A 24,605-nucleotide genomic window follows, 5' to 3' on the forward strand; every position below is an offset into this window, starting at 1 on the left:
CCTGCTCCCGCTCCACGCTGGTGCCCAGCATCGGGGCGCGCATGTGCTTGGTGCAGAACTTCAGGTAGTCCGCCAGGTCGGAGTCGGGCCCGGTCATCGTGCCGCTGCCCAGCAGCTCGCGCCCCGCGGCCCCGGTGGGGGTCCCGGCGTTCTCGTGCTCTGCGACCCACTCGCGCAGCGACCGCTCTTCCTGGTGACCGGTGCGGCGCGCCGGCGGCCGCTCATGTGCTGCGACGAAGTCCTTGAGCTGCTCGAGGCGCTCGGCAGCGCTCGGCGGTGCTCATGCGAAAGTTGCTCATGCACATCATGTGTGCGGACCTCGTCCATAGCCGGACACGCAGCCGGGCGCCTGGAACGGAAATCCTCAGCACGTTCCGCGGCGGCCGTCGGCGGCCCACAACCCGCGCCACCGGACCGGCAGTAGAGTCACCCCCATGGGGGATCTGCTGTACGAGTCGATGGACGCCCGCCAGGCCGCCGACGCACTCGATGACTACCTGGCGGAGCGGGCTCCGGCGCTGCAACGGCTGCGTGATGCGCTGGCCGGCCACGGCCTGGAACCCGACGAGATGCTCGACGGATCGGTCTACTCCGCGTCCCCGTTGTGGGCCTGGATCAGCACCCGGGCGACAGAGCTCGGCGTGGCCCCGCACTCGCTCGCCGAGGATCCGACCCGGGACTCTTGGCCCAGCTGGGCCCGGCGCTGCAAGCTCGTGGACCCGCACCCGTCGGCGGCCACGATCACTCTCGTCGACGGCTTCGCCTCCTACCTCGGGCTGGTCATCTCCGCCGCGGCACCCCGTGCTTCCTGGCGGATCGGCGAACACCTCATCGCCGACCACCCGCTGCACAACTACCCCGTACTGGCCACCGAGCACCACCAGATCTTCCTGCCGGCCATCCCGCTCTACAGCGTCTACCAGTCAGCCCACGGCCGCTCCCCGATGAGCGGGACCGAGATGCGCGTGCACACCCAGCGCACCATCAACGCCCTGCACGGGGAAGGCCCGGAGGCTGCGGCCATCGAGGAGCCGCCGGTCACAGTCGTCGCCGAGCTCGACTGCTTCGACGTCGGCCTGCGCGAGGACATCCCGGCCCAGCACCCGAAGGTCGTGGAGGAGCTGATCGAGCAGCTGTGCGACCGCGACGGCGTCGAATCGGTCCACCGCTATGGGGACGCCGCCCTGATCGTGAACGTCCAGGACTGGGACGAGCTGCGGCTGAAGCTCTGGTGCACGATGTGGCTCCAACGCCACCTGCCGCGCTGACGATCGGGTTCCCGGCGCTGGTCCAACGGGGTCTGGATGACAGCGGAACCCCACGCAACGGCTGGGTCACCTTCGGACCGGCTCCGCTCGTGGGCCTGGCCCTCCTCGTCCAACGCCGCGTCCGGGCTCCCCGTGCTCGGTTCGACGGCCACCAGGACAAGGGGTCGCTGCGCCGATCGATCGGGATCGCCTCATCCTCCGGTCGGCTCCCGGATGATCCACACACCCGTGTTGCCGCCGGGGTGCTGGCGTGCAGTCAGCTGGAGTCGGCGGCCATGATCGTGTCCGGGATCGCCGGCGTCGTCGCCATCTGGATCCTGCGCACCGAAACGTGGTGGGCGGGGACGGCCGTCCTGATGATGCTGATCGCAGTGGTCCTGGTCATCCGCGCCCGCCGTGGCTGGGCCTACCTGCGCGCCCTGCACTCCGCCGACTGCGCCGGCCCCGCCACCTTTCGATCCACATCCCGATGATCCCGCACAGGAGAATCCCGAGCGCGGTCGCGCCCCGGTCCCACACCGTGGAGAGCAGAACGAGGTACACCCCGGCGCCCACGAGGTAGATCGCCCAGAGCACGATCTCCCGCTCGCGTCTCCGCTGCTCCGAGGTTCGCTCCCCGCGATGCCGTGATCCACTCGTGCTCACCGGTTGTCCCTTCGTCTCTGCCGGACGACCAACGCCAGCATCACCACGAGTGACACCGATCCGGTCAGCATCACCCAGCCGCCCCAGCTGCCTCGGAGGGGAAACACGTTGCCGCCGAGCGGCGTGACCGCTGCCAGCACGACGAGCAGCCATTCGATCCGCTTCGGCACGGCAGGCTCCTCTCCCCGGTACTGCTGTGCTCGCATCCTGGCAGGCCTCCTTCTCCATCGACTCACGAAGGCGCCTCGGCCCGATCTGTCACCGGCCACCGAGCTGGAACCGCTGAAGTGGGACCTGGCAGTTGCCGCTGAGAGCGGTCGACTTCCACTGAGATCTCCTGCCCGAGCAGCCGCGGCCCTGGCCTGTTGGCAGGTCGAGAAGACCGTGCTGGTCGGCGCCGCCGCCGTCGGCGCGACGATCACCTGGACGACTCGTGCGGTGTGGCTGTGGTTGGTGCTCGCTGCCCTCTGCGCTGCGGCCACTGTGGTCGCGGGACACCAAGCCCGCCATGGCTGGGCCTACCTGCAGGCCGTGCACTCCACAGGCTGGCCGGCGCCATCCGGTGGCATCAGTGCCATGCGCCAAGCCGCCCCGCGGACCACAGAGGTGCACGTTCCCACTGCCGGCCGGGTTCTGGTGCACACTCTGCCCGTGGCGGCGGTGACGATCATCGGGCTGCCACTGGTCATCCGGTGGGTGCTGGACGAGTCCGGTGAGACGCGCACCGCCTGGTGGCCGGTGCCGCTTCTCGCGCTGTTCGGTCTGGCCATGCTGGTCCACCGCTACACCAAGGTTCCTCGCCCTCGATACGACAAGCGGATCGGTGACGCGCAGTGGAAGCCGGCGTTCGCGGAGGCTGCTAAGACAGGGTCCGTGCCCGAGCATCCCGATGTGCGGGTCGTCGTCGGTGAAGGTGAGTGCTCCGTGCCCACGGCACCTACGGAGCACTCACCTTCACCGACGACGACCTCACCGGGATGGGGCTGACGGACGTCGGCTTCACCGACTGCTCCCACTCCGCACTCAACGTCCACGAGCTGGAGCTCAGCAGCGCCCGCATCACCGACTCACGCCTGCACCACCTCGACATCCCCACCGTCTCGGCCGCCTACATCGAGCTGCGCGGCGTGGTGCTCGAGGACTCCCGGCTCGGGGTGCTGCAGTGCATCGAAGGCTCCTGGAACTGCGTCCACATCCGCAACGCCAAGATCGGGTACGTGAGCCTGCGCGGAGCGACGATCAACCAGTTCCAGCAGCTGGCGCCGGCGATGGCCGCGCGACTGGGCATCGATGTCGAGCGCTGAGCGAGACACCGGGCTGATCCGCCGGCACGCGCACTAGGGTGGCGGACATGACGAGCCGTACGCCCGCAGCCCGGGTTGCCACCGCCGTGCTGCTGGTGGTCACCGCCTGCGGCCAGTCACCGGAGTCCCCATCGGCCCCGGCCGACGGTCTCGCAGGTTGGGCCGCCGACACGCTTCCCCTTCCTGCCGAGGGAGGGTTCTCCATGGCCGGCAGCACCGGCGCCGACGGCGGTCGCTCCACCGGTTCGACCTCCGACGTGGAGCCCGGGTGGTACGCGGTCACCATGGCGTGCGCAGCCACCGACCCGGGGGCGGACCCCGGACACTCCTCCGGTCAGATCAGCGTGAGCGGCGAGCGTGGAACCTACGGCGAAGGGGACTGCGCGGGCTCACCGGTGACCACGACGCTGCGCTTCGGCACCTCCGAGGACGACCCGCCGGAGACGGTCACCGTGGCGGCTGAAGCGGATGGTCACGAGGTCTTCTGGGGTGTGTCCGCCTCCCCGACGACCGCACCCGAATAGCTCCGTGCGTCGCCACGCGGTGCCTGGCCGGCCGCCCCGGTCGACGACCCGATGATCGGCATGAGCCAGTCCTACTCGTCGCCGACGCAGGCCGGGAGCACCGCGTCCTCGGTGACCTCCATCTGCACCCGGTAGGCCAGCAGCTCGTGCTCCCGCGTGCACTCCGGCAGCTGCGTCCCGGCCCCGGGAACGGCGTCGAGCTCCACGGCCACTTCACGGCTCTGTCGCACGGTGAGCTCGCCCGGGATCGGTCCCTCGTCGAAGGCGTAGTGCAACGCCTGGGCGGAGCGCACGGCGCCGGTCACCGGCAGGTGCGGCACGTGCTCGGGAGTCTGGTCGTGGTGCTCCTCGCGGAACCTGGGAACCGGCCGGCCGCTGTCCTCGCCCGGGTCGCGGGCCACCAGCTTCCAGGTGACGGTCGGGCCGATCCGCAGCGGGTCACCGCAGCACTGCTGCTCCTACGCGCTGAGCTCCACCTCGATCATCATGACGCGAACCCAGCAGCTGCCTCTGATGAGTTGAGGCTCATCCAGCGCCTGCACTCGATTCCTCGGCGACGCGCGCGCAGTGTCGCTGGATCGCACCCACCACGCGGTAGGACTCCGCGGCCGAGACCACCACCGGCTCCACCCCGGTACTGATGCGCACGCTGGGCCCGCCCATCAGGTAACCGGTGGACCCGTCGTCCAGGCGGCGCCGACCGATGCGCCACCACGGTGTACGCAGCCCGACGGCCACCGCGGTGATCTGCTCGTACGGGATCTCGACGATGCGCCGACCCAGCCGGATGCACACGGCCTGCTCCTCCAACCGGAGGACGACCGACCGGTTCACCAGCAGGTTGAAGGCAACGACGCCGACCGCAACGACGAGTAACCGCCACAGAAGAACTGATTCCTGCGGCACGGACGCCAGCGCCACGGGCATCACCGCGAAGATCACGACGGCGATCGGGATACGGATGCGCCACGGCATGAACCGGACGAACTCCGGTGTCCCCTGCTCCGCGCGATCAACCATGACTCATGATTGCCGATCGCAACGCCAGGGAGAAGACCCGGTGCCCGGTAGGGCAGGTGTCACACCCCGGTGTTGGAGCACGAAGTGCTCCCCTGCGCGCGGTCTTCAGGTCGTGCGGGTCGCCGCGGTAGCGGAGGTGAGACGGACGAGGTGGAGGAGTGTCGAGGCGTGGTGGTGACGTCGAGGGGAGGCGGAGCTTGGGCGCGGGCGGGGCGCGATGAAGGAGGTGTTGGTGAGAGGAAAGAACGAGGTGATGGGCAACCCGTAGGGCATCCCCTTTCGAGCACCCCTCGACGAGGGTGGCGCTGAGCTCGCCGATGGACGCGCTGCAGCACTCAGATCGCCGCTGGACGCAGAGACTCCGTCTCACCCCGTCCCCGAGACGACTGCGGGCCGCCGGCCCGTCAAGGATCAGCGGCCCGCAGAGCCCGTGTCGCGTTCACGTCACCGGTCGAACCGAGCACCTTCAGGCTTCGGCGGCAGGACTGTGAGGACGATGAGGACGATCCATCCGACGAACGGGATCAGACCGATCAGCAGCATCCACCCGGAGAGGTTCACGTCGTGCAGGCGCCGGACCGCGACCGCCAGCGACGGGACCAGAGTTCCGAGCGCGAAGACGAAGAGCACCAGCGACAGCACGACGCCGAGGCCGTTGAGCTCGCCGAAGGATTCGGTGCCGACCGCGGTGACGAGCGTGTTCAGCACGAAGGAGACCAGGAAGAAGAACAGAGCGACCCACCAGTACTCGGAGCGGCTGGCGCGCCCCGAGAACTGGGCGTACTTCGCGAAGAAACGCTTGATCGCCTCGCCGAAGCCGACGTGAACCCCGGGCTGGGTACCGGCGCGCTGCATGTTCTGCTGGTATCCGTAGGGGCCGGGCTGGTGGTACCCCGGCTGCGGGTAGCCCTGCTGCTGGTAGCCGTAGCCGTTCGGCCCGCCGGCGTAGCTCTGCTCGCCCCCGTAGGCCGACTGCTGCTCGGGTCCGGTCGGCCGGCTGCCGGCCGACCGGTACTGCGCGCTGCCGTGCGGATCGTTGGTGCTCAAGTGGTCCCTTTCGCAAGTGGTTCGCTTCAGCACACATCCTATGTGTCAAGGCTCTGTTCCAGTCGGCTCTGCCGCACACCTGGGGGCCATGAGCTCCTCGTCCAACGACAGGGCGCCGCTGAGCGTCGAAATGGCCACGCCGGTGGCCGACGGCGTCCTGCGCGCGATGGACCTGTCCCACTTGGACCCGGCCGACACGCTCACCTACGACCGCTCGGTCTCCCACATCTTCCGCGACGCCGCCCGACCCGGTGCTGCAACGCACCCGGACCGCGACGAAGCAGTGGCCACCGTGCTGCTGCTGGCCGCGGCGACGTCGACCCGCAACGTCTACCACTATCGCGCCCAGGCCCACGGTCCGCGCTCCGGCTCCCCTTGGAAGTGGGATCCGATCGAGTACCGCAGCGGTGCCACCCTGCTCGGCTACGACGTCGTGAAGACCCCTCCCTCCGAGCTGCACAGACCGTAGGAGGCGACCGGGTCACCTTCTCCACCGCCACCGTCGGTGACCGGAAGCTGGTGGGCGTGGATGTCGTTGCGACCTACGACGAGATCACCGCCCTGTGCTCGGCCCGGGACGCCGGGGCGCCTGCGGTGCCGGCCGTGGCGGCGTTCGTCGACGAGCGCTCCACGGCGGTGACGGCCGCCCCGATGGCGGGAGTTGCGGCGACCAGGACGGGCATCCAGGGCCCCGACCACCACGCCACCACCCTGGAGGTCGCGCAGATGCTCGCCCCGGGGATGGATCTCTCCGATGCGCCGTCCTTCGACCGGGTGCCCTGAGAAGGGACTGTCGGGCCCCGGCGGTAGCCTCGACACCATGAGGATTCCCCCCGCCTCTCCCCCAGACCTGCAGGGCCCGACCACCTCCACCCCACGGTTCGAGTCCGCCCGCCGCAACTTCCAGTACGCCCGCCACGAGCTCACCGCCGCCGCGCTGGAGGAACTGGTGCTCCGGGTCCGCATCAGGCATCCGGACGCCGCCCGGCTGGTGTTCTTCTGCGACGACGTCGAGGACGAGATCTCCCTGGCCGAGATCACCGACGGCGCCGGCCGCTCGTTGGGCGCCGACGGGCCGCTGCTGGACGACCGGACCGCGGCCCAGATGCTCGGCAACCTCCACGGGCCGGATCTCGCGTCCCTGCCCGGTGTCGAGCATGACCGGCTCGAGATGACCTTCGCCGTGGAGATCGACGCGCCCACCGGAAGTGTCGCGCGATGAGCTCTGACGAGAGCCTGCCGCCCAGACCGGAGACCCCGGTGCCGGCGGTCGCCGCGATGACGGGGCTGTGGGTGGTGTGCCTGTACGTCGTGCTGATCTGCTACTTCCTGTTCCAGCTGGAGTACGTGGGGCTGTTCGGGACCCGGCGCGGTCCGGTCGATCCGGTCTGGATCTCGGTGACGGTCGCTGGGATGCTCGCCGGCGTCGTCGCCCCGACCGTGACGTCCTGCGTGGTGCTTCGCAGGTGGCGACTGGTCGCTGTGGCCGCGGTGCTGGGTGTGGCCGTCTGCGCCGTGACGCTGCCGCTGCTGCTCCGGTTCCTCGGACTGTGAACCGGGGGGCGGCGCCGTGTCCATCATGCGGCGGCTCAGCATCCGGAGTCATGGTCGGCAGCCACGTTCTCAAGGATCTGCTCCCGCTCGTCGGTGGTCAGGGCCGAGTCGGTGTGCTCGACGACGATCGACCCGGGGTGCCGCATGTCCACCGGACCGGCCACGGACATCGCGTCCTCAGCGACCATCGACGGTGCCGGCCACGCGCTGGGCACGCGCGGGTCGTTGCTGGACGACCGGACCACCGCCCGAGTGCTCGGCACCATCCGCGGACGCCATCCGGCGTCCCTGCCCGGGGTGACACTCGATCGGATCCCGATGGCCTTGGCCGTGGAGATCGACGCGCTCCCTTGATCTTTCTGCTTCACAAAGACGCGGCATGTCGGCACCACGACGAGTTTCTCGGGCATCGCCGCAAGTGAGGCAGAGTTTTGCCAATGCCAACTCGGCTGGCGAGGATCTACCTTGAGCGCACATCGATTCTCTGACCAGGACTCGGGTCCGCGTCGGACGATCGTCAGCACGAGCACCCCTGGGGAATCCGCCACCGAGCGCGGATCAGAAGAAGAGCCAGCACGCCCGTGCCGAGTACCGGTGGCCCCGGGACAAGCCCAGGCCCCGACAGGACTCCCGGAGAAGCACGGACATGGTTGCTGTGAAGCAGCGGGTGACGGCCGGGTCCCTGGCCGCGGTACTGGCCGGCGGACTGATGCTGGGCGGGCCGGCGGCGGTCGCCGCGACGGACGACCCGGCCTGCGTGCAGGCGTCAGGGCACTTCACCGAGGTGCTGGGCGCCTACGGCATCTCCGTGGCGTGACGGTGCGTGATGTCCGGATCGCGCCACAGCACCGCCCAGGTCAACGCGCCATAGTTGTGCGCACGCCCTCTGACGCCGGCCATGCACACGACAAGAGCCCCGTCGTCGACAGGAATCGTTCTCCTGTCGACGACGGGGCTCCCGTCCTTGGCCTGATCAGGCCGTTCTCTGTGCGCGAGGGGGGACTTGAACCCCCACCCTCTAATACGAGGACTAGCACCTCAAGCTAGCGCGTCTGCCTATTCCGCCACCCGCGCGAGTGGATCCAAGGAGAACATCGTGCCGTTTCCGGCCGCTCCTCCTGAACGCAACAGAAAATAAGGTACCACATGCGCGCCCGCCGTTCACATCAGCGCCGCTGCCCCGGAGGTCGTTGGGGCGCCGACCAAAGATTGGATGAAAACTCGTCGGTAAGGTCCCTTACCACTTCCACGGGACTTCGGAATGCGGTTCAATAGGAGCCGAGCATCTCCTGGATTCCCCAGCTGACCTGGGACGATGCTCCTTCGAGAGCCGCGTTGGCGCTACCGGGGTGCCCCCGTCCCCACCGTCGCCATGAGCTTTCGAGGTGGCCGGGGACCCCCCTCACCTGCGCCGGCGGCGGCCGCCGCCGACCCGTGCTCCCACGGGCCCACGGTGGCCGCCGCCCCTCCCGCGCTGCGCCGACGACCTCGGGCCGCCGGCGCCGCCGGGACTCACAGGACGGAGCGGTAGACCTCCAGGGTCCGCTCGGCGATGGACTCCCAGGCGAAGTGCTCCTCGGCGCGCCGCCGACCGGCGGCACCCATCTCCCGGGCGCGCACCGGATCGGAGACCACCTCGGTCAGGGCGGCGGCGAAGTCGGCCACGAACTTCTCGGGGTCGAGCGGCGTGCCGGTGCCGTCCTGGGCCTGCTCGATGGCGACCAGCCGGCCGGTCTCCCCGTCCACGACGACCTCGGGAATACCGCCCGTGGCGGAGGCCACCACGGCGGTGCCGCAGGCCATGGCCTCGAGGTTGACGATCCCGAGCGGCTCGTACACGGACGGGCAGGCGAAGGCCGTGGCGCCGGAGAGGATCTGGACGATCTCACGGCGCGGCAGCATCTTCTCGATGAGCACCACCCCGGACCGGGTGGCCTTCAGCTCGTCGATGAGCGCGTTGACCTCGGCGCCGAGTTCCGGGGTGTCGGCGGCGCCGGCGCACAGCACGAGCTGGACGTCCTCGGGCAGACGGGCCGCGGCGCGCAGCAGGAACGGCACGCCCTTCTGCCGGGTGACGCGGCCCACGAACGCCACGGAGGGCTTGGCCGGGTCGATGCCGTAGGACTCGAGCACGTCGGTGCCCTCGTCGGGCACCCACTGGCTGACGTCGATGCCGTTGTGCACCGTCCGGACCCGGTCGGGATCGACGTCCGGATAGGACCGGAGGATGTCCTGGCGCATCCCGTCGGAGACGGCGACGATCGCCGCGGCCGCCTCGTAGGCGGTCTTCTCCACGAAGGAGGAGACGGCGTACCCGCCACCGAGCTGCTCGGCCTTCCACGGGCGCAGGGGCTCGAGGGAGTGCGCGGAGAGGACGTGCGGGATGCCGTACATCAGCGACGCGAGGTGCCCGCCCATGTTGGCGTACCAGGTGTGGGAGTGCACCAGGTCGGCACCGGCGATGTCCCCGATCATGGCCAGGTCCACCCCCAGGGTCTGGATCGCGGCGTTGGCGCCGGCCAGGTCCGCGGGCACGGGGTAGGCCTGCACCTCGACCCCGTTGACCCGGGGTTCTCGCGGAGCACCGAAGCACCGCACCCTCAGGTCGACGAGCGGGGCCAGGACCCGCGAGAGCTCGGACACGTGGACTCCGGCGCCGCCGTAGATCTCGGGCGGGAACTCCTTGGACAAGATATCTACTCGCACGGTTCCGAGCGTACTGCAGGATCGGCACGCCGCCACGGGATGACGCCCGCCGGGGGCCGTGCGCGCCGCTCCGGGAGACACATCCGGACTCCTGTGCGGTCGGTCACTCGCCTTAGCGGCTGTTAAGACAGAATGAAGGCGCCTGTCGAGTGGTTCCGCACCGCGAGGCGGAGATGTTGCGCCCGATTGCCGAAGATGTCAGAGAGGTTCCCATGCCCCACCGTAAGAAGGTTCTCGCGATCGTCCTGGCCGGAGGCGAGGGCAAGCGCCTGATGCCGCTCACCGAGGACCGTGCCAAGCCCGCGGTGCCCTTCGCGGGCGGCTACCGGCTGATCGACTTCGCGCTGTCCAACATCGTGAACTCCGGCTATCTCCAGGTCGTGGTGCTCACGCAGTACAAGTCGCACTCCCTGGACCAGCACGTCACCCAGACCTGGCGCCTGTCCGCCCAGCTGGGCAACTACGTGGTCACCGTGCCGGCCCAGCAGCGGCGCGGCAAGGAGTGGTTCCTGGGCTCCGCCAACGCCATCTTCCAGTCGATGAACCTCATCGAGGACGAGAAGCCGGACATCGTGGTCGTGGTCGGCGCGGACCACGTGTACCGGATGGACTTCTCCGACATGGTGGACTTCCACGTGCGGTCCGGGGCCCGCGCCACCGTGGCGGGCGTGCGCCAGCCGATGGAGATGGTGACGTCCTTCGGCGTGATCGAGACGGACCCGCAGGACGTCACGAAGATCACCCGCTTCGTGGAGAAGCCCGAGAGCACGGCTCCCCTGCCGGACGACCCCAACGCCTTCTTCGCCTCGATGGGCAACTACGTCTTCGACACCGACGCGCTCGTCGAGGCCCTGCGAGCCGACGAGACGAAGGAGGACACGAGCCACGACATGGGCGGGGACATCATGCCGTGGTTCGCGGACCGCGGCGAGGCCGCCGTCTACGACTTCACGAACAACGACGTCCCGGGCTCCACGGACCGTGACCGGCAGTACTGGCGCGACGTCGGCACCCTGGACTCGTACTACGACTCCCACATGGACCTGATCCGCCCGCTGCCGGTGTTCAACCTGTACAACTACGCCTGGCCGCTCTACACCAACGAGATGCAGGCTCCGCCGGCGAAGCTCGTGCGCGGTCCGCACGGGGAGGGCGGCATCGCGACGGACTCGATCCTCTCGCGTGGCGTCCTGGTCACCGGCGGGCGTGTGACCGAGTCGGTCCTCTCCCCCAAGGTGCTGGTCAACAACGACGCCACCGTCAACCAGTCGATCCTGCTGCCCAACGTCCGGGTCGGCGAGGGTGCCGTGGTCGACCGGTGCATCCTCGACAAGAACGTGGTGGTGCCCCCGGGCGTGAAGGTCGGCGTGGACGCGGAGCAGGACCGCGCCCGGGGCCTGACGGTGACCCCCTCCGGGCTGACGGTCGCCCCGAAGAACTTCCGCTTCGAGAGCTAGGCATCCCACCCGTCACGGCGGGGCCGCCCACCCGGAGACGGTGGGCGGCCCCGCCGTCGTCATGCGGTCTGCGTGACCTCCACCTGGACCTGGAGCCCCGAGGTGCCGCCGCCGCCGGTGACCATGCCCTTCAGCGGCGTGACGTCGGTGTAGTCGCGGCCGCGGGCCACCGTGACGTGGAAGTCGGTGAGCCGCGTGTGGTTGGTGGGGTCGTAGGCGTACCAGTGGTCGTTCCACCACTCCACCCACGCGTGGGACTCCCCCGGCACGGTCGCCCCGATGCCCGCCTCGTAGTCCGGGTGCAGGTAGCCGGAGACGTAGCGGGCGGGGATCCCGATGTGCCGCATCATGCCGATGGCCACGTGCGCGAGGTCCTGGCACACACCCTTGGCCTCCCGCCAGGCGGCCTCCGCGTCCGTGTGCACCCCGGTGACCCCCGGCACGTACTGCATGTGCGAGGCGATGCCCTGGAAGACCGCGGCGGCCGCGGCGGCCGGGTCGGCCGCCTCCTTGCTGATCTCCTCGGCGACCTTCTCCAGCTCGGGCCCGAGCCGGGTGAGCGGGGTCTGGGCCACGAAGTCGGAGACCGCGTCGAGGACCTCGGGGGTCGCCAGCTCCTCCCAGCTCAGCCCGTCCGCGACCTCGTCGCCGGGCCGCCGGTGCACCTCCACCGTGGCCGAGGAGCGGACCTCCAGGTGCCGGTGCCGGCCCTGGATGTCGAAGGCCGCCACGCGGGTGCCCCAGTAGTCCCGGTAGTTGCTGACCGTGGCGGTCCCCGGGCTCAGCGTCAGCTCCGCCTCGAGCACGATCTGCTCGTCGTCGGACAGGGGCGTCATCCGGGCCTCGTTGTAGGACTTCGAGACGTTGTCGTTGTAGTCGTAGCGGGTGACGTGGTCGATCTTGAGCCGGGTCACAGCATGCCTCCGAACCAGGACGCCTCGACGGCGTGCGAGAAGTACTTGGTGCTCACGGCCTCCGACGCCTTCGCGCACGCGGCCTGGACGTTGTTCAGGTGCTCGGGCAGCACCGCGATGAGGTCCTCCGCGTGGTGGAACTCCAAGGCCGTGCGCGCCTCGCCGACGATGCGGCGGGCGTCGTCCTTGAACCCGACCCGCTGCAGACCGGGCTCCAGGCCCACGAGGATCTCCTCCGCCGTGGTGAGCGCGTGCAGGATCGAGCGCGGGAAGAGCCGGTCCAGGAGCAGGAACTCGGTCGCGGACTCGTCGCTGAACGTGCCGTACCGGGTGCGCAGGAACGCCTCGTAGCCGCCGGCGCAGTGCAGGATCGACACCCACGACATGCCGGACGTGGACGTGGACCGGGTCCACAGCAGCCGGGACGTCATGTCCGCCCGCTCGATCGCCGCGCCCAGGGACAGGAACATCCAGGACTCGTCGTGGGACATGGTCATCTGGGTCTGCCCGCGCACGGTCGCCATCCGCTCGATGGTCCAGTGGCAGACGCGGAAGGTGCCGACGACGTCGCGGCGGTGCTGGCCCAGACCGTAGTAGGTGGAGTTGAGCGACTCCCACATGGCCGAGGACACGGTCTCCCGGGCGCGACGGGCGTTCTCCCGGGCGGCGTGCAGGGAGCCCGAGATGGAGGTCAGGCAGTCCCTGTTCCACGCGAGCTCCTGGATCATCGACCGGACGCTGTAGTCGCCGTCCCCGGGCTCCACGCCCATCACCGCCATGATGCGGCGCACCTCGGCCTCCTGCTCGCCCACGGGCAGCTGGGTGATGCGCTCCAGGTGGACGTCGAGGATCCGCGCCACCCCGTCGGCCCGCTCGACGTAGCGGCCGATCCAGAACAGGGACTCGGCAATGCGGCTCAGCATGTGGGCCCCTCTCCGGTGCGGGTCGTCGCGGTGGTGTCCGCGGTGGTGGTCACGGCGGTGGAGGCCGTGGTGGGCGCGGCGCCCGGGCCGGACACGGCCTGCTGCTGCTGCTGCTGCTGGCCGCTGTCGCCCTCGTCCTGCCAGGACGCGGAGACCGGCCACGTGTGCACCGAGGAGTCGACGTCCGGGGGCGGGGCCTGCCCGGGGTCCAGGTCCTGGGTCTGCGGCTGGCCGAGCACCCAGGTGTCCTTCGAGCCGCCGCCCTGGGACGAGTTGACGATCAGCGAGCCCTTCTGCATGGCCACGCGGGTCAGTCCGCCGGGCAGGACGTAGACGTCGTCGCCGCTGTTGACCGCGAAGGGCCGCAGGTCCACGTGCCGGGGGCTGAACTCCCCGTCCGCGAACGTCGGCACGGTGGACAGCTGGAGCACCGGCTGGGCGATCCACCCGCGCGGGTCGGCGAGCACCTTCGCCCGCAGCTCCTGGAGCTCCGCCGCGGTGGCCTGCGGGCCGATGACCAGGCCCTTGCCGCCGGACCCGTCCACGGGCTTGACCACCACCTCGTCCAGGTGCTCCAGGACCCAGGCGCGGGCCCCGTCCTCCTCCAGCCGGTAGGTGTCCACGTTGGGCAGCACCGGCTCCTCGTCGAGGTAGTACCGGATCAGGTCGGGGACGTAGGAGTAGGTGAGCTTGTCGTCGGCCACGCCGTTGCCGATCGCGTTGGCGATGGTCACGTTCCCGGCCCGGGCCGCGTTGACCAGCCCGGAGCAGCCCAGTGCGGAGTCGGAGCGGAAGTGCAGGGGGTCGATGAACTCGTCGTCGATCCGCTTGTAGATCACGTCCACGCGCTGCTCGCCGTCGGTGGTCCGCATGTAGACCTTGTCGCCGCGGACCACGAGGTCCCGGCCCTCCACGAGCTCCACGCCCATGAGCCCGGCCAGCAGGGTGTGCTCGAAGTAGGCGGAGTTGAACACGCCCGGGGTGAGGACGACCACCGTGGGGTCCTCGGCCGTCTCCGGGGCCGTGGCGCGCAGCGCCTTGTAGAGGTGCCGGGGATAGGCCTCCACGGCGCGGATCGGCTGCGACATGAAGGCCTCCGGCAGGCCCTTGGTCATGGCCCGCCGGTTCTCGATGACGTAGGAGACCCCGGAGGGCACGCGCACGTTGTCCTCGAGGACCCGGAACACGCCCTGCTGATCCCGGACCACGTCGATGCCCGCCACGTGGATCCGGACGCCGCCCGCGGGCCGGAAGCCCCACACGCCCCGGTGGAAGTGGGCGGAGGAGGTGATCAGCGCCTTCGGCACGATCCCGTCGGCCACGACCCGTTGCTCGCCGTAGACGTCGTCCAGGAAGCACTCCAGGGCCCGGACCCGCTGCTTCACGCCGCGCTCGATGACGTCCCACTCGCCGGCGGTGATCACCCGGGGCACGATGTCGAGCGGGAAGGGACGCTCCTCCCCCGCGAAGTCGAAGGTCACGCCCCGGTCCAGGAAGGAGCGGGCCATGGAGTCGGCGCGGGTGTTGACGTCGCTGAGCGACAGGTCGTCGAGGACCCCGCCGATGCGGTCGTAGCCGGGACGGATCTGCCGGTCCGCCGTGTACATCTCGTCGTAGGCCGCCGCCACGGCCATGTCGGCGGCGTAGTTCTCGAACAGGTCGGACATGTCGGGAGATCACATGCCTTTCGGGGTCGGGGCGGGCAGTACGTGCAGTATGGACGGGCTGTATTTCGCAGCGGTAACCCGGCGGCCGAGGCTCCTCCCGATTGTGTCACGCACCGTGCGCCGGACGGCGGGAGGACGTGCCCCTACGATGGGAGGGCGTGTCCGCCGGTGGCGGGCACGCGGCCGCGTCCGCCCCGGGGCGCGGAGGGACACGACGGAAGGACACGATGGACGCCCGGGACCCCCAGCGCCGCGTCACGGTGGTCGTGGCCACCCGCAACCGCCGGGAGGAGCTCGTGGCGCACCTGGGCCGGCACGAGGGGCCCGTCGTCGTCGTGGACAACGCCTCCACGGACGGCTCCGCCGAGGCGGTGCGCGCCGCCCACCCCCACGTGCAGGTGGTGGAGCTGCCCCGCAACGTCGGGGCCGTGGCCCGGACCGTGGGCGTCCGACTCGCCCGCACCCCCTACGTGGCCTTCGCCGACGACGACTCGTGGTGGGCCCCCGGGTCGCTCGCCCGCGCCGCGGCCGTCTTCGACGCCCATTCCCGGCTGGGCCTGATCGCCGGGTCCATCGCCGTGGGCCCCGAGGAGCGCCCGGATCCGCTCAACGCCGTGCTGGCCGCGTCCCCGCTGGGCATCCCGACCGGGTGCCCCGGCCCGGCCCTGCTCGGCTTCGTGGGCTGCGGGGCGATCGTGCGCCGCTCGGCGTTCCTGGCGGCCGGCGGCTTCGACGACGTCGTGCGCTTCCCCGGCGAGGAGGAGCGCCTCGCCCTCGACCTGTTCGACGCCGGGTGGCGGCTGTCCTACGTGCCGCAGATCCGCGCCCACCACCACCCCTCGCCGCGGCGCGGCACGGACGGGCGCCGGCAGGCCGAGCTCGTCCGCAGCCGTCTGCTCACCGCGCTCCTGCGCCGGCCGTGGCGGGTCGTGGCGCACGAGCTGCTGGGGGCCCTGCGCGGCGGCCGCACGGGGAGCCGCGGTCTGCTCGGCGCCCTCCCCCGCGTCCCGGCCGGTCTGCGCGCCCGGCACCGGGTGTCCCCGACCACGGAGGCCGCGCTCGCGCTGCTGCACGGCCCCGACCCGACCGACCCCGCCGCACCGGAGGAGAGCCCGTGACCGAGACCGCCCCCACCCCCACGCCCGCGACGGGCCCCGACGGGCGCGTGGCGGTCGTGATGATCACCTACAACCGCCGGGACGAGGCCGTGCTGGCCCTGGCCCGGCTGCGGGAGCTCCCGGAACGACCGCACGTGGTGGTCGTCGACAACGGCTCCGAGGACGGCACCGCGGACGCGATCCGGGAGCGGCACCCCTGGGCGGAGCTCGTCGCGAGCCCCGTCAACCTCGGCGCCGTGGGCCGCAACGTCGCCCTGGAGCGCGTGGACACGCCGTTCGTGGCCTTCTGCGACGACGACACCTGGTGGGAGCCCGGGTCCCTGCGCCGGGCGGCCGATACGCTGGAGGCCCACCCGCGGCTGGGGGTGGTCACCGGCAGGATCCTCGTGGAGCCCGGCTCCCGGGAGGACCCGATCAACGCGGAGCTGCTGCACTCGCCCGTCGAGGGCCCCGAGTGGATGCCCGGGCCCGCCCTCGGCAGCTTCCTGGCAGGGGCGTCCGTGGTCCGCCGGACGGCGTTCCGCGAAGTGGGCGGGTTCAGCGAGCGGCTGTGGCTCGGCGGCGAGGAGGAGCTGCTGGCCGCGGACCTCGCGACCGCGGGCTGGGAGCTCGTGCACCTGCCCGACGTCGTGGTCCACCACCAGGCCTCCACGGTCCGGGACCCGCACCTGCGCCGCCGCCACGGGCTGCGCAACACGCTGTGGTTCATCTGGCTGCGCCGCCCGCTCCGCGCGGCCCTGCGCCGGACCCGGGACGTGGTCGGCGGCGCCCCGCGGGACCGTGTCACGGCCCTGGCCCTGCTCGACGCCCTGCGCGGGGCGCCGTGGGTGCTGCGCGAGCGGCGGCCCCTGCCCGAGCACGTCGAGCGGCGGTTCCTGGCGCTGGAGGAGTCGCAGCGCAGCAGCGCCGCGCGCCGCTACGTCAGCTGAGCGCCCGGTCCACCGAGCGCCCGGTGGACGGTGCGCCGGGTGGACCGAGCGGCCGCCCCGGCCCGGGCGCGGAGCGGCGCTGCCCGGGGCGGGCCGGTCAGCGGGCGCGCACGGCGGCCTGCGGGAGACCGGCCCCCTCCCGGAACCACTCGACCGTGCGCTCCAGCCCCTCCGTCCACGGGACCTCCGGGGCCCAGCCGAGGACCTCCGTCGCGAGCGTGGTGTCGGGGCGGCGCACCATGGGGTCGTCGACGGGACGCTCCACGAACTCCAGCCCCGAGGAGGAGGAGCCCGTCGCGGCGATGACGTCGCGGGCGATCTGCAGCACGGACAGCTCGTGCGGGTTGCCGATGTTCATGGGACCGCTGTGCCCGCTGTCGGCCAGGGCGAGGATGCCGCGGACGAGGTCGGAGACGTAGCAGACGGAGCGCGTCTGGGCGCCGTCCCCGGCCACCGTGAGGGGTTCCCCGGCGAGGGCCTGGCGGATGAACGTGGGGATCGCGCGGCCGTCGAAGGGCCGCATCCGGGGGCCGAAGGTGTTGAAGATCCGGACGATCGCCGTGTCCACCCCGTGCTCGGCGCGGTAGGCGACCGTCAGGGCCTCGGCGAAGCGCTTGGCCTCGTCGTAGACCCCCCGCGGGCCCACCGGGTTGACGTGACCCCAGTAGCTCTCGGGCTGCGGGTGGACCTGCGGGTCGCCGTACACCTCGGAGGTGGAGGCCAGCACGAACCGTGCGCCCTTGTCCTTGGCCAGGCCCAGGGCGTGGTGGGTGCCGATCGAGCCGACCTTCAGGGTGTGGATGGGCAGCTTGAGGTAGTCGATCGGGGACGCCGGGGACGCGAAGTGCAGGACGAGGTCCACGTCCCCGGGCACGTGCACGTAGTCGGTGACGTCGCACTGGACGAGCCGGAAGCCGGGGTCGCCCACGAGGTGCTCGATGTTGGCCGCGGAGCCGGTGAGGAAGTTGTCGAGGCACACCACCTCCACCTCCCGGCGGCGCAGCTCGGTGCAGAGGTGGCTGCCCAGGAAGCCGGTCCCGCCGGTCACGACGGCGCGGCGGATCGGACGGGTGGTGCCCGCGGTGGTGGTCGCGTCGGTCGTGGGGTTCACGGTGCTCCTCGGGATCGAAGGACGGGGATCGAAGGTCAGGGGTCGCAGGTCGGAGATCGGTGGGCGGGCCCCGACGGCTCGGGGCCGGGAGTCCGCCGGGGTCAGGTGCGGGAGGCGCCCAGCTGAGCCCGGGCCGCGGCCAGGACCTCCGTCGGGCTGACGGCGGCCAGCCGCTCGTCGAGCCGGTCGGCGTGGGGGTCGCCCCACGCCCGCGCGGCCGGGTCGCCGTGCCACAGCACGGTGTGCAGGTCGGGGTCCACGGCAGGCCCCCACCAGGCCGGCGGCGTGGGGCCGAAGAGCACCACGGAGCGCACGGCCAGGGCGGTGGCCACGTGGGCCACGCCGGTGTCGGCGCTGAGCACCGCGGCGGCCGCCCCGACGGTGCGGGTCAGACCGTCCAGGTCCAGTGCCCCGCACCGGTTCTCCGCGGCGTCGATCCCCGCCACCACGGCGGCGGCGAGATCGGCCTCGGCCGGGGAGCCGGTCACCACGATCCGGTGCCCGTCCGCGGCCAGGTCCGCGGCGACCTCCCGCCAGCGCTCCGCGGGCCAGCGCCGCGCGGCGGAGGCGGCGCCCGGGTGGATCAGCACGGGGGCGTCCCCGGGCGCGGGACGGTGGTCGCGCAGGCGCAGGTCCCCGGGGCCGCACGGCCCTCCGGCGCCGGCCACCAGGCGGCACCAGCGCCGCACCTCGTGCTCGTCCGGGTGCCACGGCGGACCATCGTGGCCGGCCTCCGGGGCGGCGAAGCCGACGAGCCGCTCGGGGCGGGAGGCGAGCAGCAGCTCGTGGCTGAGCGGCCCGCGCCCGTGCAGGTTCACGGCCACGTGCCCGCCGGGGGTCGGTGGCAGCGGGACGAGCCCGGGGACCGGGAGCACGCCGTCGACGACGCCGAGCCCGGCCAGCCAGGCGCCCACGCCCGCGGGCGCGGCGAGCACGATCCGGTGGTCGGGCAGCATCCGGCGCACGCCCCGCAGTGGGGCCACGGCCGTCAGGGCGTCCCCGAGCCCGAGCGCCCGCAGCACGAGCACGTCCCCCGGGCCGATCGTCGCGGGGTCCACGGCCCACCGGCCCGGTGCCGTCCCGGCCACGGCCCCGGCCGCGGTGGCGGGCTCAGCGCTCACGGCCGGCCTTCTGCAGGATCGCGGTGGTCGAACGCCCCGACAGGTAGGGCAGCACGGTGACGCGGCCGCCCCAGCCGCGGACGTCGACGGCCTCGGGCAGCTGCTCGGGCGTGTAGTCCCCGCCCTTGACCCACACGTCGGGGCGGAGCAGGTTGAGGGCCGCGCGGGGGTCGTCCTCGTCGAAGAGGACGACCGCGTCGACGCTGCGCAGGGCGCCCAGCACGCGGGCGCGGTCGGCCTCGCCGACCACGGGCCGGCCGTGGCCCTTGAGCCGGCGCACGGAGTCGTCCGAGTTCAGCAGCACGACGAGGGCGTCGCCGAGCCGGCGGGCGGCGTCGAGGGAGGCGATGTGGCCGGCGTGCAGGACGTCGAAGCAGCCGCCGGTGGCCACCACGGTCCCGCCCCGGCCGCGCACCTCGCTCAGCAGCTCCTGCACCTCGCGGGGCAGCCGCTCGGCGCCGGGGTGCAGGACCGGCCTGGCGTGGACGCCGGCGGCGCGGCGGGTGCGGTAGGTGGCGGCGCCACCGGCCGCGACCCACTGGCCCGCGGCCTCGACGGCGGTCTCCACGGCGGCCGTCACGTGCGTCCCGCCGCCCAGGGCGAGGGCCGCCGCGGAGGCGAACCGGTCCCCCGCCCCGCAGGGGTCGGTGTTCTGCACGGGCGCCGCGGGCACCAGCTCGGTGCCGGTGGCCGTGGCCAGGTACGCGCCGTCCGCGCCGGCCGTGACGGCCACGGCGCGGGCGGCCCAGTGCCGGCGCAGCGCGCCGGCGAGGTCCCGGGCGGACCCGGGCGCGGCGCCCTGGAGGGCGGCCGCCGCCTCGGCGGCGTTCGGGGTGACGAGCGTGCACCCGGGCACCGGGGCGCCGCCGCGCGGGTGGGGGTCCCAGACGACCACGCCGGTGCGGGCGTGCTCCTCGAGCGCGGAGCGCACGGCGGGGTCGCGCGTGACGCCTCCCCCGTAGTCGGAGACCAGGACGGCGTCCGCCCCGGCCAGGACGGCGGCCACGCGCGCGGCGGTGACGCCGACCGGCGTGCCGGGCCCGCCCTCGTCGATGCGCACGAGGGTCTGCCCCGAGCTGCGGATCCGGGTCTTGGTGCGCGTCCCGCCCTCGTGCCCCAGCCGTTCCAGGGCGACGTCGCCGAGCGCCCCGGCCAGCTCCCGGCCGGCGGCGTCGTCCGCGGCCGGGGCCAGGAGGGTCACGTCGACCGCCGCCGGGACGGCGCCGACGGACGGGGGCTCCGCGCACAGCAGCGCGGCGAGGCCGGCGCCGCCGGGGCTGGCGAACACGTCGTCGACGTCGACCACGGGGACCGGGGCGTCGGGGCTCAGGCGGGTGGAGGAGCCGGAGACGTCCCGGTCCAGCAGGGCGTCGCCCACCACGACGATGCGCGCGGCGCTCATGCGGCCCCCGCCCGGACGGCCGTCCGGGTCGGCGTCCCGGTCCCGGCGGGCTCCGCGGTCCCGGCGGCCGGTGCCAGCCGGGCGTCGACGGCGGCGCAGACGGCGTGCAGCAGCATGAGGTGGACCTCCTGGATCACCGAGGTGCTGGGCGCGGCGACGGTCAGGGACTCGTCCGCCCGCTCGGTCAGCGGATTGGGACCGGGGCCGGTGAGCGCCCAGACGTGCAGTCCGTGCTCCCGCGCCCGCTCGGCCGCGGCCAGCACGTTGGGGCTGCGCCCGCTGGTGGACAGCACGACGAGCACGTCGCCCGCCCGCCCGTGCGCCTGGACCTGGCGGGCGAACACCTCCTCCACGCCGTAGTCGTTGACGATGGCGGTCAGGCTCGAGGTCTCCGCGGACAGGCACACGGCGGACAGCGGCCGCCGGTCGTCGACGAAGCGGCCGACGAGCTCCGCGGTGAAGTGCTGGGCCTCCGCGGCGCTGCCGCCGTTGCCCACGGCGAGCACGCGCCCGCCGTCCGTGAGCATCCCGGCCAGGCGGGCGCCCCACCGGTCCACCACGTCGGCGTGCTGGGCGGCGTCGCGGGCGGCGACCGCCAGCTCGTCCAGGTGGGCGCCGAGCCAGCGCTCCGTCTGCCCGAGCAGCGGCGGGTGCTCCCGGCGGTGCCGGGCGACCACGCGGGCGTAGGCGCGCTCGGTCTCCTGGGCCACCTGCCGCCAGCCGAAGAGCCGCTCCACGCGCTCCCGTCCGGCGCGGCCCATGCGGGCGGCCAGCTCGGGGTCCTCCAGCAGGGTGCGCAGGGCGGCCGCGGTCCCGGCGACGTCCCGCGGGGGGACGTGCAGGCCGGTCGTGCCGTCCTCGATGCTGTCGAGCAGGCCGCCGACGGCGGTGCCCACCACGGGGCGGGCGCACGCCATGGCCTCGAGCGGGACCATGCCGAACGGCTCGTACCAGGGGGTGCAGGCCACGACGTCCGCGGTGGCGAGCAGCGCGGCGGCGGCATCGTGGTCCACGCGGCCGAGGAGCTCCACGCGCTCCGCCACGCCGAGCTCCCGGGCCAGCGCCCGCAGCCGCAGGGCCTCGGGGTCGCGGTCCAGCTCGGCGCGGTCGGGACCGCCGGCCACGACGAGCTCCGCGTCCGGCAGCTCGGCGAGGGCGCGCACGACGACGTCCACGCCCTTGCGCTCCACGAGCCGGCCGAGCGCCACGATCCGGGGCCGCCGGTCGCCGGTGGGCGCGGGCGCGGGGGCGAAGGCGTCGAGGTCCACGCCGCAGGGGACCACGTCGATCCGGGAGAGGTCCCCGCCGAGGGCCAGGAGCTCGGCCCGCTCGTCGCGGCAGGTGGCCAGGACGAGGTCGGCCGCCGCGACGATCTCGTTCTCGGCCGCGAGCCGGCCGGTGGGGCTGGTGTCGGCCGCGCCCTGGTGCCGGCGCTTGACGGCCCCGAGCGCGTGGAAGGTCTGCACCACGGGGATCCGCAGGGTCTCCGCGGCGCGCCGGGCCGCGATCCCGGACATCCAGAAGTGGGCGTGCACGAGGTCGGGGACGCCGCGGCGGGCCCAGTCGCGGGCGAGCCAGCGGCCGAACTCGTCCATGTAGGGGGCGAGGTCGTCCTTGGGCAGGAGGCTCGGGGGCCCCGCGGGGACGTGGACCACCCGGGCCCCGGGGGCGAGCTCGACCTCGTCGGGCAGGCCGGCGGCGTCGCGGCGCGTGTACACGACGACGTCGTGGCCCAGCCGGGCGAGACCCTCCGCGAGGGCGGCCACGTAGACGTTCTGCCCCCCGGCGTCGACCCCGCCCAGCGCGGCCAGCGGGCTGGCGTGCTCGGAGACCATTGCGATTCTCATGCTGTCACCTTCTCCAGGATGCGGTCCCACTCCGCGAGGAAGCGGTCCGCGCCGTAGTGTCTCAGGGCGTGCTCGCGGGCGGCGGTGCCCGCGGCGGCCGCCGCGTCGGGGTCGTTCAGCCACTGCCGCGCCTGCGCGGCGAGGGCCTCCGGATCGTTGGAGAGCAGCCCCGCCCCGGGCGGCACCGCCCGGGGCGCCTCGGTGGTCGAGAGCCCGAGCACCGGCATCCCGATGGTCATGGCCTCCAGCAGCGCGAGTCCCAGGCTCGTCCACCGGTAGGGGTGGAAGTAGGCCCGGTGCTCGCCGAGCGCCGCGTGCAGCTTCTCCTGAGGATAGTTCTCGTGCAGCCGCCCGGCCATGTGGGGCGCGTGCTCCGCCAGCCGGTCCATCCCCATGCCGTAGACGTCCACGGGCAGCTCCTCGGCCAGCGCGGTCAGCAGGTCGGTGCCCGCGATCCGCCCGCGCCGGACGGGCTCGTTGACCACGGCGGCCAGGCTGGCCGTGCGGCCGGTGTAGAGCGGGCCGGGGTCCAGGACGCCGTGCTCCACGACCTCGGTGGGCGCGTCCCCGTTGTCCCACATCAGCCGGTTGAAGTGCGTCACGTGGACCACCGGGACGTCGGAGCGCTCGGCCAGGGGGTGGCGGGTGGCCACGGCGGGCCCCCGCGGGGTGTCGTGCTCCACGTAGACCGCCGGGACGTCGGTCCCCGCCCGGCGCCCGGTCCACCGCTCGAGCAGCTCCAGCTCGTGGGGGCGCTGCAGGAGGACCACGTCGAAATCGGCGTCGGCCAGCTCCTCGGGCGTGTGCTCGACGGCGGCGGCCGGCCAGTCCCAGGTCTCGGCGCGGCCGCGGCCGTCCGGGCCCCGGTCGGCGACGACGGGCAGCAGGTAGGTGTGGGAACCGTGCACGAACGATGTCGTCCACGATCCGTGGACGTGCCAGGTCAGGATGCGCACCGGGGTCCTCCTTCCGGTTCGGGAACAGTGGCGGGGGCCCCCGGGCCGCCGTCCGTCAGCTCCTCGACGGCCGCGAGCACGGCGGCCGGGGACACGGAGGACAGGCACGGGTGGCCGGGCACGGGACAGTCGCGGGCGCGGGAGCCGCGGCAGTCCGCCCCCTGGTCCCCGAGCAGCACGACGGGCACGCCGTAGGGCGCCCACCGCTCGGGCGGCACCACCGGGGAGAAGAGGGAGACGACCGGGGTGCCCACGGCCGCGGCGAGGTGCGCGGGACCGGTGTTGCCCACGACGACGCACGCGGCGGCGTCCAGCACGGAGGCCAGGCCCGGCAGGTCGGTGCGCCCGGCGAGGTCCAGCACCGTGCCGCGGGGCGCGGCGGCACGGGCGGCGGCGCGGGCGGCGGCGGTGAGCTCGCGCTCCGCCGGCCCGCCCGTGAGCACGACCGCGCGCCCGGCCGCGGCGAGTCCCGCCGCGAGGGCCCCGGCGTGCTCGGCGGTGAGCCCGCGGGACGGGACGGAGGCGCCGGGGTGCAGCACCACGAAGCCGTCCGGCAGCGCGGACAGCTCCGCCGGCAGCTCCGGGAGCGGGCGGCGGACGGCCAGGCGCAGGTCGGCGGTCGTGGGCTCGGGGGCCCCGGCCGCGACGGCGAGCTCCATCCCCGCCTCGACCTCGTGGCCGCCGCCGGGCGGGTCCGCGCGGCGGTGCCGGACGTCCAGCAGCGATCCCGGGTAGTCCCCGCTCGTCGCGACCACGCGGTCGATCCCGGCGAGCCGGGCCAGCAGCGCCATGGGCAGGGGGCTCTGGTGGAAGGACGTGAAGACCACGGCGAGGTCATAGCCGCGGGAGGCGAGGTCCTCCACCAGGGCCGTGGTCGCCTCCGGGTCCACCGGCGGGGGCCGGAAGCCCGACCACGGCGCGGAGAACTCGAGGACCTCGGCCACGTCCGGCAGCAGCCGGGCGGCGGCGGCACCGGACGGGGAGGCCAGCAGGTCCACCGGGTTCCCCAACCGGGCCAGGGCCCGGACCGCGGGCCCGGTCAGCAGGACGTCCCCGTCCGAGTCGAGGCGGACGGCGAGGGTGCGGGCCATG

At 73.0% G+C, this 24,605-nt stretch carries 27 protein-coding genes, 1 tRNA gene and 2 pseudogenes; 13 read left to right on the forward strand and 17 right to left on the reverse strand.

Annotated features, from left to right (window positions below):
- The first annotated feature begins 434 nt into the window (after nt 1-434).
- Together ACFYE3_RS05255 and ACFYE3_RS05260 are read left to right on the forward strand one after the other, a co-directional pair.
- Nucleotides 435-1,268: a hypothetical protein gene (locus ACFYE3_RS05255; RefSeq protein ID WP_387606730.1), complete on the forward strand. Its 834-nt coding sequence runs from the start codon at nt 435-437 to the stop codon at nt 1,266-1,268.
- A 275-nt stretch (nt 1,269-1,543) separates the two neighbouring features.
- Complete coding sequence (locus ACFYE3_RS05260) at nt 1,544-1,741, forward strand: hypothetical protein (protein WP_387606732.1); 198 nt, start codon at nt 1,544-1,546, stop codon at nt 1,739-1,741.
- A 168-nt stretch (nt 1,742-1,909) separates the two neighbouring features.
- Here the strand turns inward: ACFYE3_RS05260 and ACFYE3_RS05265 are convergent, their stop codons facing one another.
- Entirely contained in the window at nt 1,910-2,083 is a 174-nt protein-coding gene (locus ACFYE3_RS05265; protein ID WP_387606734.1) for a hypothetical protein, read from the reverse strand.
- 214 nt (nt 2,084-2,297) lie between these two features.
- Here ACFYE3_RS05265 and ACFYE3_RS05270 point away from each other — a divergent pair, with 214 nt between their 5' ends.
- The 3 genes from ACFYE3_RS05270 to ACFYE3_RS05280 are packed head-to-tail and all read left to right on the forward strand — an operon-like array spanning nt 2,298 to nt 3,741.
- Nucleotides 2,298-2,900, forward strand: a complete 603-nt coding sequence (locus ACFYE3_RS05270) for a hypothetical protein (protein ID WP_387606735.1) — start codon at nt 2,298-2,300, stop codon at nt 2,898-2,900.
- Nucleotides 2,831-3,217, forward strand: a complete 387-nt coding sequence (locus ACFYE3_RS05275; protein WP_387606738.1) for a hypothetical protein — start codon at nt 2,831-2,833, stop codon at nt 3,215-3,217. Before ACFYE3_RS05270 ends, ACFYE3_RS05275 begins: the two co-directional genes overlap by 70 nt.
- Before the next feature lie 47 nt (nt 3,218-3,264).
- Nucleotides 3,265-3,741: a hypothetical protein gene (locus tag ACFYE3_RS05280; RefSeq protein ID WP_387606739.1), complete on the forward strand. Its 477-nt coding sequence runs from the start codon at nt 3,265-3,267 to the stop codon at nt 3,739-3,741.
- 71 nt (nt 3,742-3,812) lie between these two features.
- On the opposite strand, the pseudogene ACFYE3_RS05285 reads toward ACFYE3_RS05280, so the two are convergent.
- The 3 genes and pseudogenes from ACFYE3_RS05285 to ACFYE3_RS05295 all read right to left on the reverse strand — a co-directional run.
- Nucleotides 3,813-4,184: pseudogene (locus ACFYE3_RS05285) on the reverse strand (hypothetical protein); the annotation flags it as partial.
- Nucleotides 4,185-4,266: 82 nt separating this feature from the next.
- Nucleotides 4,267-4,761 carry a hypothetical protein gene (locus ACFYE3_RS05290; RefSeq protein ID WP_387606742.1) on the reverse strand — a complete coding sequence of 165 codons (495 nt, stop codon included), beginning with the start codon at nt 4,759-4,761 and terminating at the stop codon, nt 4,267-4,269.
- Between the two features lie 444 nt (nt 4,762-5,205).
- Complete coding sequence (locus tag ACFYE3_RS05295) at nt 5,206-5,808, reverse strand: DUF805 domain-containing protein (RefSeq protein WP_387606744.1); 603 nt, start codon at nt 5,806-5,808, stop codon at nt 5,206-5,208.
- A gap of 88 nt (nt 5,809-5,896) precedes the next feature.
- Here ACFYE3_RS05295 and ACFYE3_RS05300 point away from each other — a divergent pair, with 88 nt between their 5' ends.
- The 4 genes from ACFYE3_RS05300 to ACFYE3_RS05315 are packed head-to-tail and all read left to right on the forward strand — an operon-like array spanning nt 5,897 to nt 7,362.
- On the forward strand, nt 5,897-6,277 hold the full coding sequence (locus ACFYE3_RS05300) for a hypothetical protein (RefSeq protein WP_387606747.1): 381 nt from the start codon (nt 5,897-5,899) through the stop codon (nt 6,275-6,277).
- Between the two features lie 56 nt (nt 6,278-6,333).
- Nucleotides 6,334-6,591, forward strand: a complete 258-nt coding sequence (locus ACFYE3_RS05305) for a hypothetical protein (RefSeq protein ID WP_387606749.1) — start codon at nt 6,334-6,336, stop codon at nt 6,589-6,591.
- Nucleotides 6,592-6,628: 37 nt separating this feature from the next.
- Nucleotides 6,629-7,030, forward strand: a complete 402-nt coding sequence (locus tag ACFYE3_RS05310; protein WP_387606751.1) for a hypothetical protein — start codon at nt 6,629-6,631, stop codon at nt 7,028-7,030.
- Nucleotides 7,027-7,362, forward strand: coding sequence for a hypothetical protein (locus ACFYE3_RS05315; RefSeq protein ID WP_387606753.1), 336 nt, complete (start codon nt 7,027-7,029; stop codon nt 7,360-7,362). The genes ACFYE3_RS05310 and ACFYE3_RS05315 overlap by 4 nt, the downstream gene beginning before the upstream one ends.
- Before the next feature lie 35 nt (nt 7,363-7,397).
- Here the strand turns inward: ACFYE3_RS05315 and ACFYE3_RS05320 are convergent, their stop codons facing one another.
- The gene (locus ACFYE3_RS05320) at nt 7,398-7,628 is read right to left on the reverse strand and encodes a hypothetical protein (protein ID WP_387806069.1); all 231 of its coding nucleotides are present in this window, start codon (nt 7,626-7,628) and stop codon (nt 7,398-7,400) included.
- A gap of 380 nt (nt 7,629-8,008) precedes the next feature.
- On the opposite strand from ACFYE3_RS05320, the gene ACFYE3_RS05325 reads away from it, so the two are divergent.
- Nucleotides 8,009-8,179 (forward strand): hypothetical protein, encoded by a 171-nt coding sequence (locus ACFYE3_RS05325; RefSeq protein WP_387606757.1) that lies wholly within the window; start codon nt 8,009-8,011, stop codon nt 8,177-8,179.
- Nucleotides 8,180-8,350: 171 nt separating this feature from the next.
- Here the strand turns inward: ACFYE3_RS05325 and ACFYE3_RS05330 are convergent.
- Nucleotides 8,351-8,436 (reverse strand) — tRNA-Leu (locus ACFYE3_RS05330).
- Nucleotides 8,437-8,874: 438 nt separating this feature from the next.
- The gene (gene glgA / locus ACFYE3_RS05335) at nt 8,875-10,068 is read right to left on the reverse strand and encodes a glycogen synthase (protein WP_387606760.1); all 1,194 of its coding nucleotides are present in this window, start codon (nt 10,066-10,068) and stop codon (nt 8,875-8,877) included.
- Nucleotides 10,069-10,280: 212 nt separating this feature from the next.
- Here glgA and glgC point away from each other — a divergent pair, with 212 nt between their 5' ends.
- Nucleotides 10,281-11,525 carry a glucose-1-phosphate adenylyltransferase gene (gene glgC, locus ACFYE3_RS05340; RefSeq protein ID WP_387606762.1) on the forward strand — a complete coding sequence of 415 codons (1,245 nt, stop codon included), beginning with the start codon at nt 10,281-10,283 and terminating at the stop codon, nt 11,523-11,525.
- Nucleotides 11,526-11,584: 59 nt separating this feature from the next.
- Here the strand turns inward: glgC and ACFYE3_RS05345 are convergent, their stop codons facing one another.
- Genes ACFYE3_RS05345 through ACFYE3_RS05355 form a run of 3 tightly spaced genes read right to left on the reverse strand, consistent with a single transcriptional unit; the run spans nt 11,585 to nt 15,029 of the window.
- Nucleotides 11,585-12,439, reverse strand: coding sequence for a transglutaminase family protein (locus ACFYE3_RS05345; RefSeq protein WP_387606763.1), 855 nt, complete (start codon nt 12,437-12,439; stop codon nt 11,585-11,587).
- Entirely contained in the window at nt 12,436-13,362 is a 927-nt protein-coding gene (locus ACFYE3_RS05350; RefSeq protein ID WP_387606765.1) for an alpha-E domain-containing protein, read from the reverse strand. Before ACFYE3_RS05350 ends, ACFYE3_RS05345 begins: the two co-directional genes overlap by 4 nt.
- On the reverse strand, nt 13,356-15,029 hold the full coding sequence (locus ACFYE3_RS05355; RefSeq protein ID WP_387606767.1) for a circularly permuted type 2 ATP-grasp protein: 1,674 nt from the start codon (nt 15,027-15,029) through the stop codon (nt 13,356-13,358). Before ACFYE3_RS05355 ends, ACFYE3_RS05350 begins: the two co-directional genes overlap by 7 nt.
- 227 nt (nt 15,030-15,256) lie before the next feature.
- Between ACFYE3_RS05355 and ACFYE3_RS05360 the strand changes: the two genes are divergently transcribed.
- Together ACFYE3_RS05360 and ACFYE3_RS05365 are read left to right on the forward strand one after the other, a co-directional pair.
- Complete coding sequence (locus tag ACFYE3_RS05360; protein ID WP_387606769.1) at nt 15,257-16,147, forward strand: glycosyltransferase family 2 protein; 891 nt, start codon at nt 15,257-15,259, stop codon at nt 16,145-16,147.
- Nucleotides 16,144-17,076 carry a glycosyltransferase family 2 protein gene (locus tag ACFYE3_RS05365; protein WP_387606771.1) on the forward strand — a complete coding sequence of 311 codons (933 nt, stop codon included), beginning with the start codon at nt 16,144-16,146 and terminating at the stop codon, nt 17,074-17,076. The genes ACFYE3_RS05360 and ACFYE3_RS05365 overlap by 4 nt, the downstream gene beginning before the upstream one ends.
- 97 nt (nt 17,077-17,173) lie before the next feature.
- Here the strand turns inward: ACFYE3_RS05365 and ACFYE3_RS05370 are convergent, their stop codons facing one another.
- From ACFYE3_RS05370 to ACFYE3_RS05395, 7 genes and pseudogenes are all read right to left on the reverse strand, one after another.
- Nucleotides 17,174-18,187, reverse strand: coding sequence for a UDP-glucuronic acid decarboxylase family protein (locus ACFYE3_RS05370; protein ID WP_387606773.1), 1,014 nt, complete (start codon nt 18,185-18,187; stop codon nt 17,174-17,176).
- A gap of 101 nt (nt 18,188-18,288) precedes the next feature.
- Nucleotides 18,289-19,308 carry a glycosyltransferase family 9 protein gene (locus tag ACFYE3_RS05375; RefSeq protein WP_387606775.1) on the reverse strand — a complete coding sequence of 340 codons (1,020 nt, stop codon included), beginning with the start codon at nt 19,306-19,308 and terminating at the stop codon, nt 18,289-18,291.
- Nucleotides 19,298-20,710 (reverse strand): PfkB family carbohydrate kinase, encoded by a 1,413-nt coding sequence (locus tag ACFYE3_RS05380; RefSeq protein WP_387606778.1) that lies wholly within the window; start codon nt 20,708-20,710, stop codon nt 19,298-19,300. The genes ACFYE3_RS05375 and ACFYE3_RS05380 overlap by 11 nt, the downstream gene beginning before the upstream one ends.
- A complete protein-coding gene (locus ACFYE3_RS19090; protein ID WP_449274655.1) occupies nt 20,707-21,237 on the reverse strand; it encodes a D-sedoheptulose-7-phosphate isomerase in 531 nt (176 codons plus the stop codon). Before ACFYE3_RS19090 ends, ACFYE3_RS05380 begins: the two co-directional genes overlap by 4 nt.
- Nucleotides 21,238-21,378: 141 nt before the next feature.
- A pseudogene (locus ACFYE3_RS19095) lies at nt 21,379-22,557 on the reverse strand (glycosyltransferase); the annotation flags it as partial.
- On the reverse strand, nt 22,554-23,513 hold the full coding sequence (locus tag ACFYE3_RS05390; RefSeq protein WP_387606782.1) for a glycosyltransferase: 960 nt from the start codon (nt 23,511-23,513) through the stop codon (nt 22,554-22,556). The gene ACFYE3_RS05390 and the pseudogene ACFYE3_RS19095, both read right to left, overlap by 4 nt.
- On the reverse strand, nt 23,501-24,604 hold the full coding sequence (locus tag ACFYE3_RS05395; protein WP_387606784.1) for a glycosyltransferase family 9 protein: 1,104 nt from the start codon (nt 24,602-24,604) through the stop codon (nt 23,501-23,503). The genes ACFYE3_RS05390 and ACFYE3_RS05395 overlap by 13 nt, the downstream gene beginning before the upstream one ends.
- Between the last annotated feature and the right edge of the window lies 1 nt (nt 24,605).

Origin of the sequence: Kocuria arenosa (assembly GCF_042879215.1) — a bacterium.
Lineage (GTDB): Bacteria > Actinomycetota > Actinomycetes > Actinomycetales > Micrococcaceae > Kocuria > Kocuria arenosa.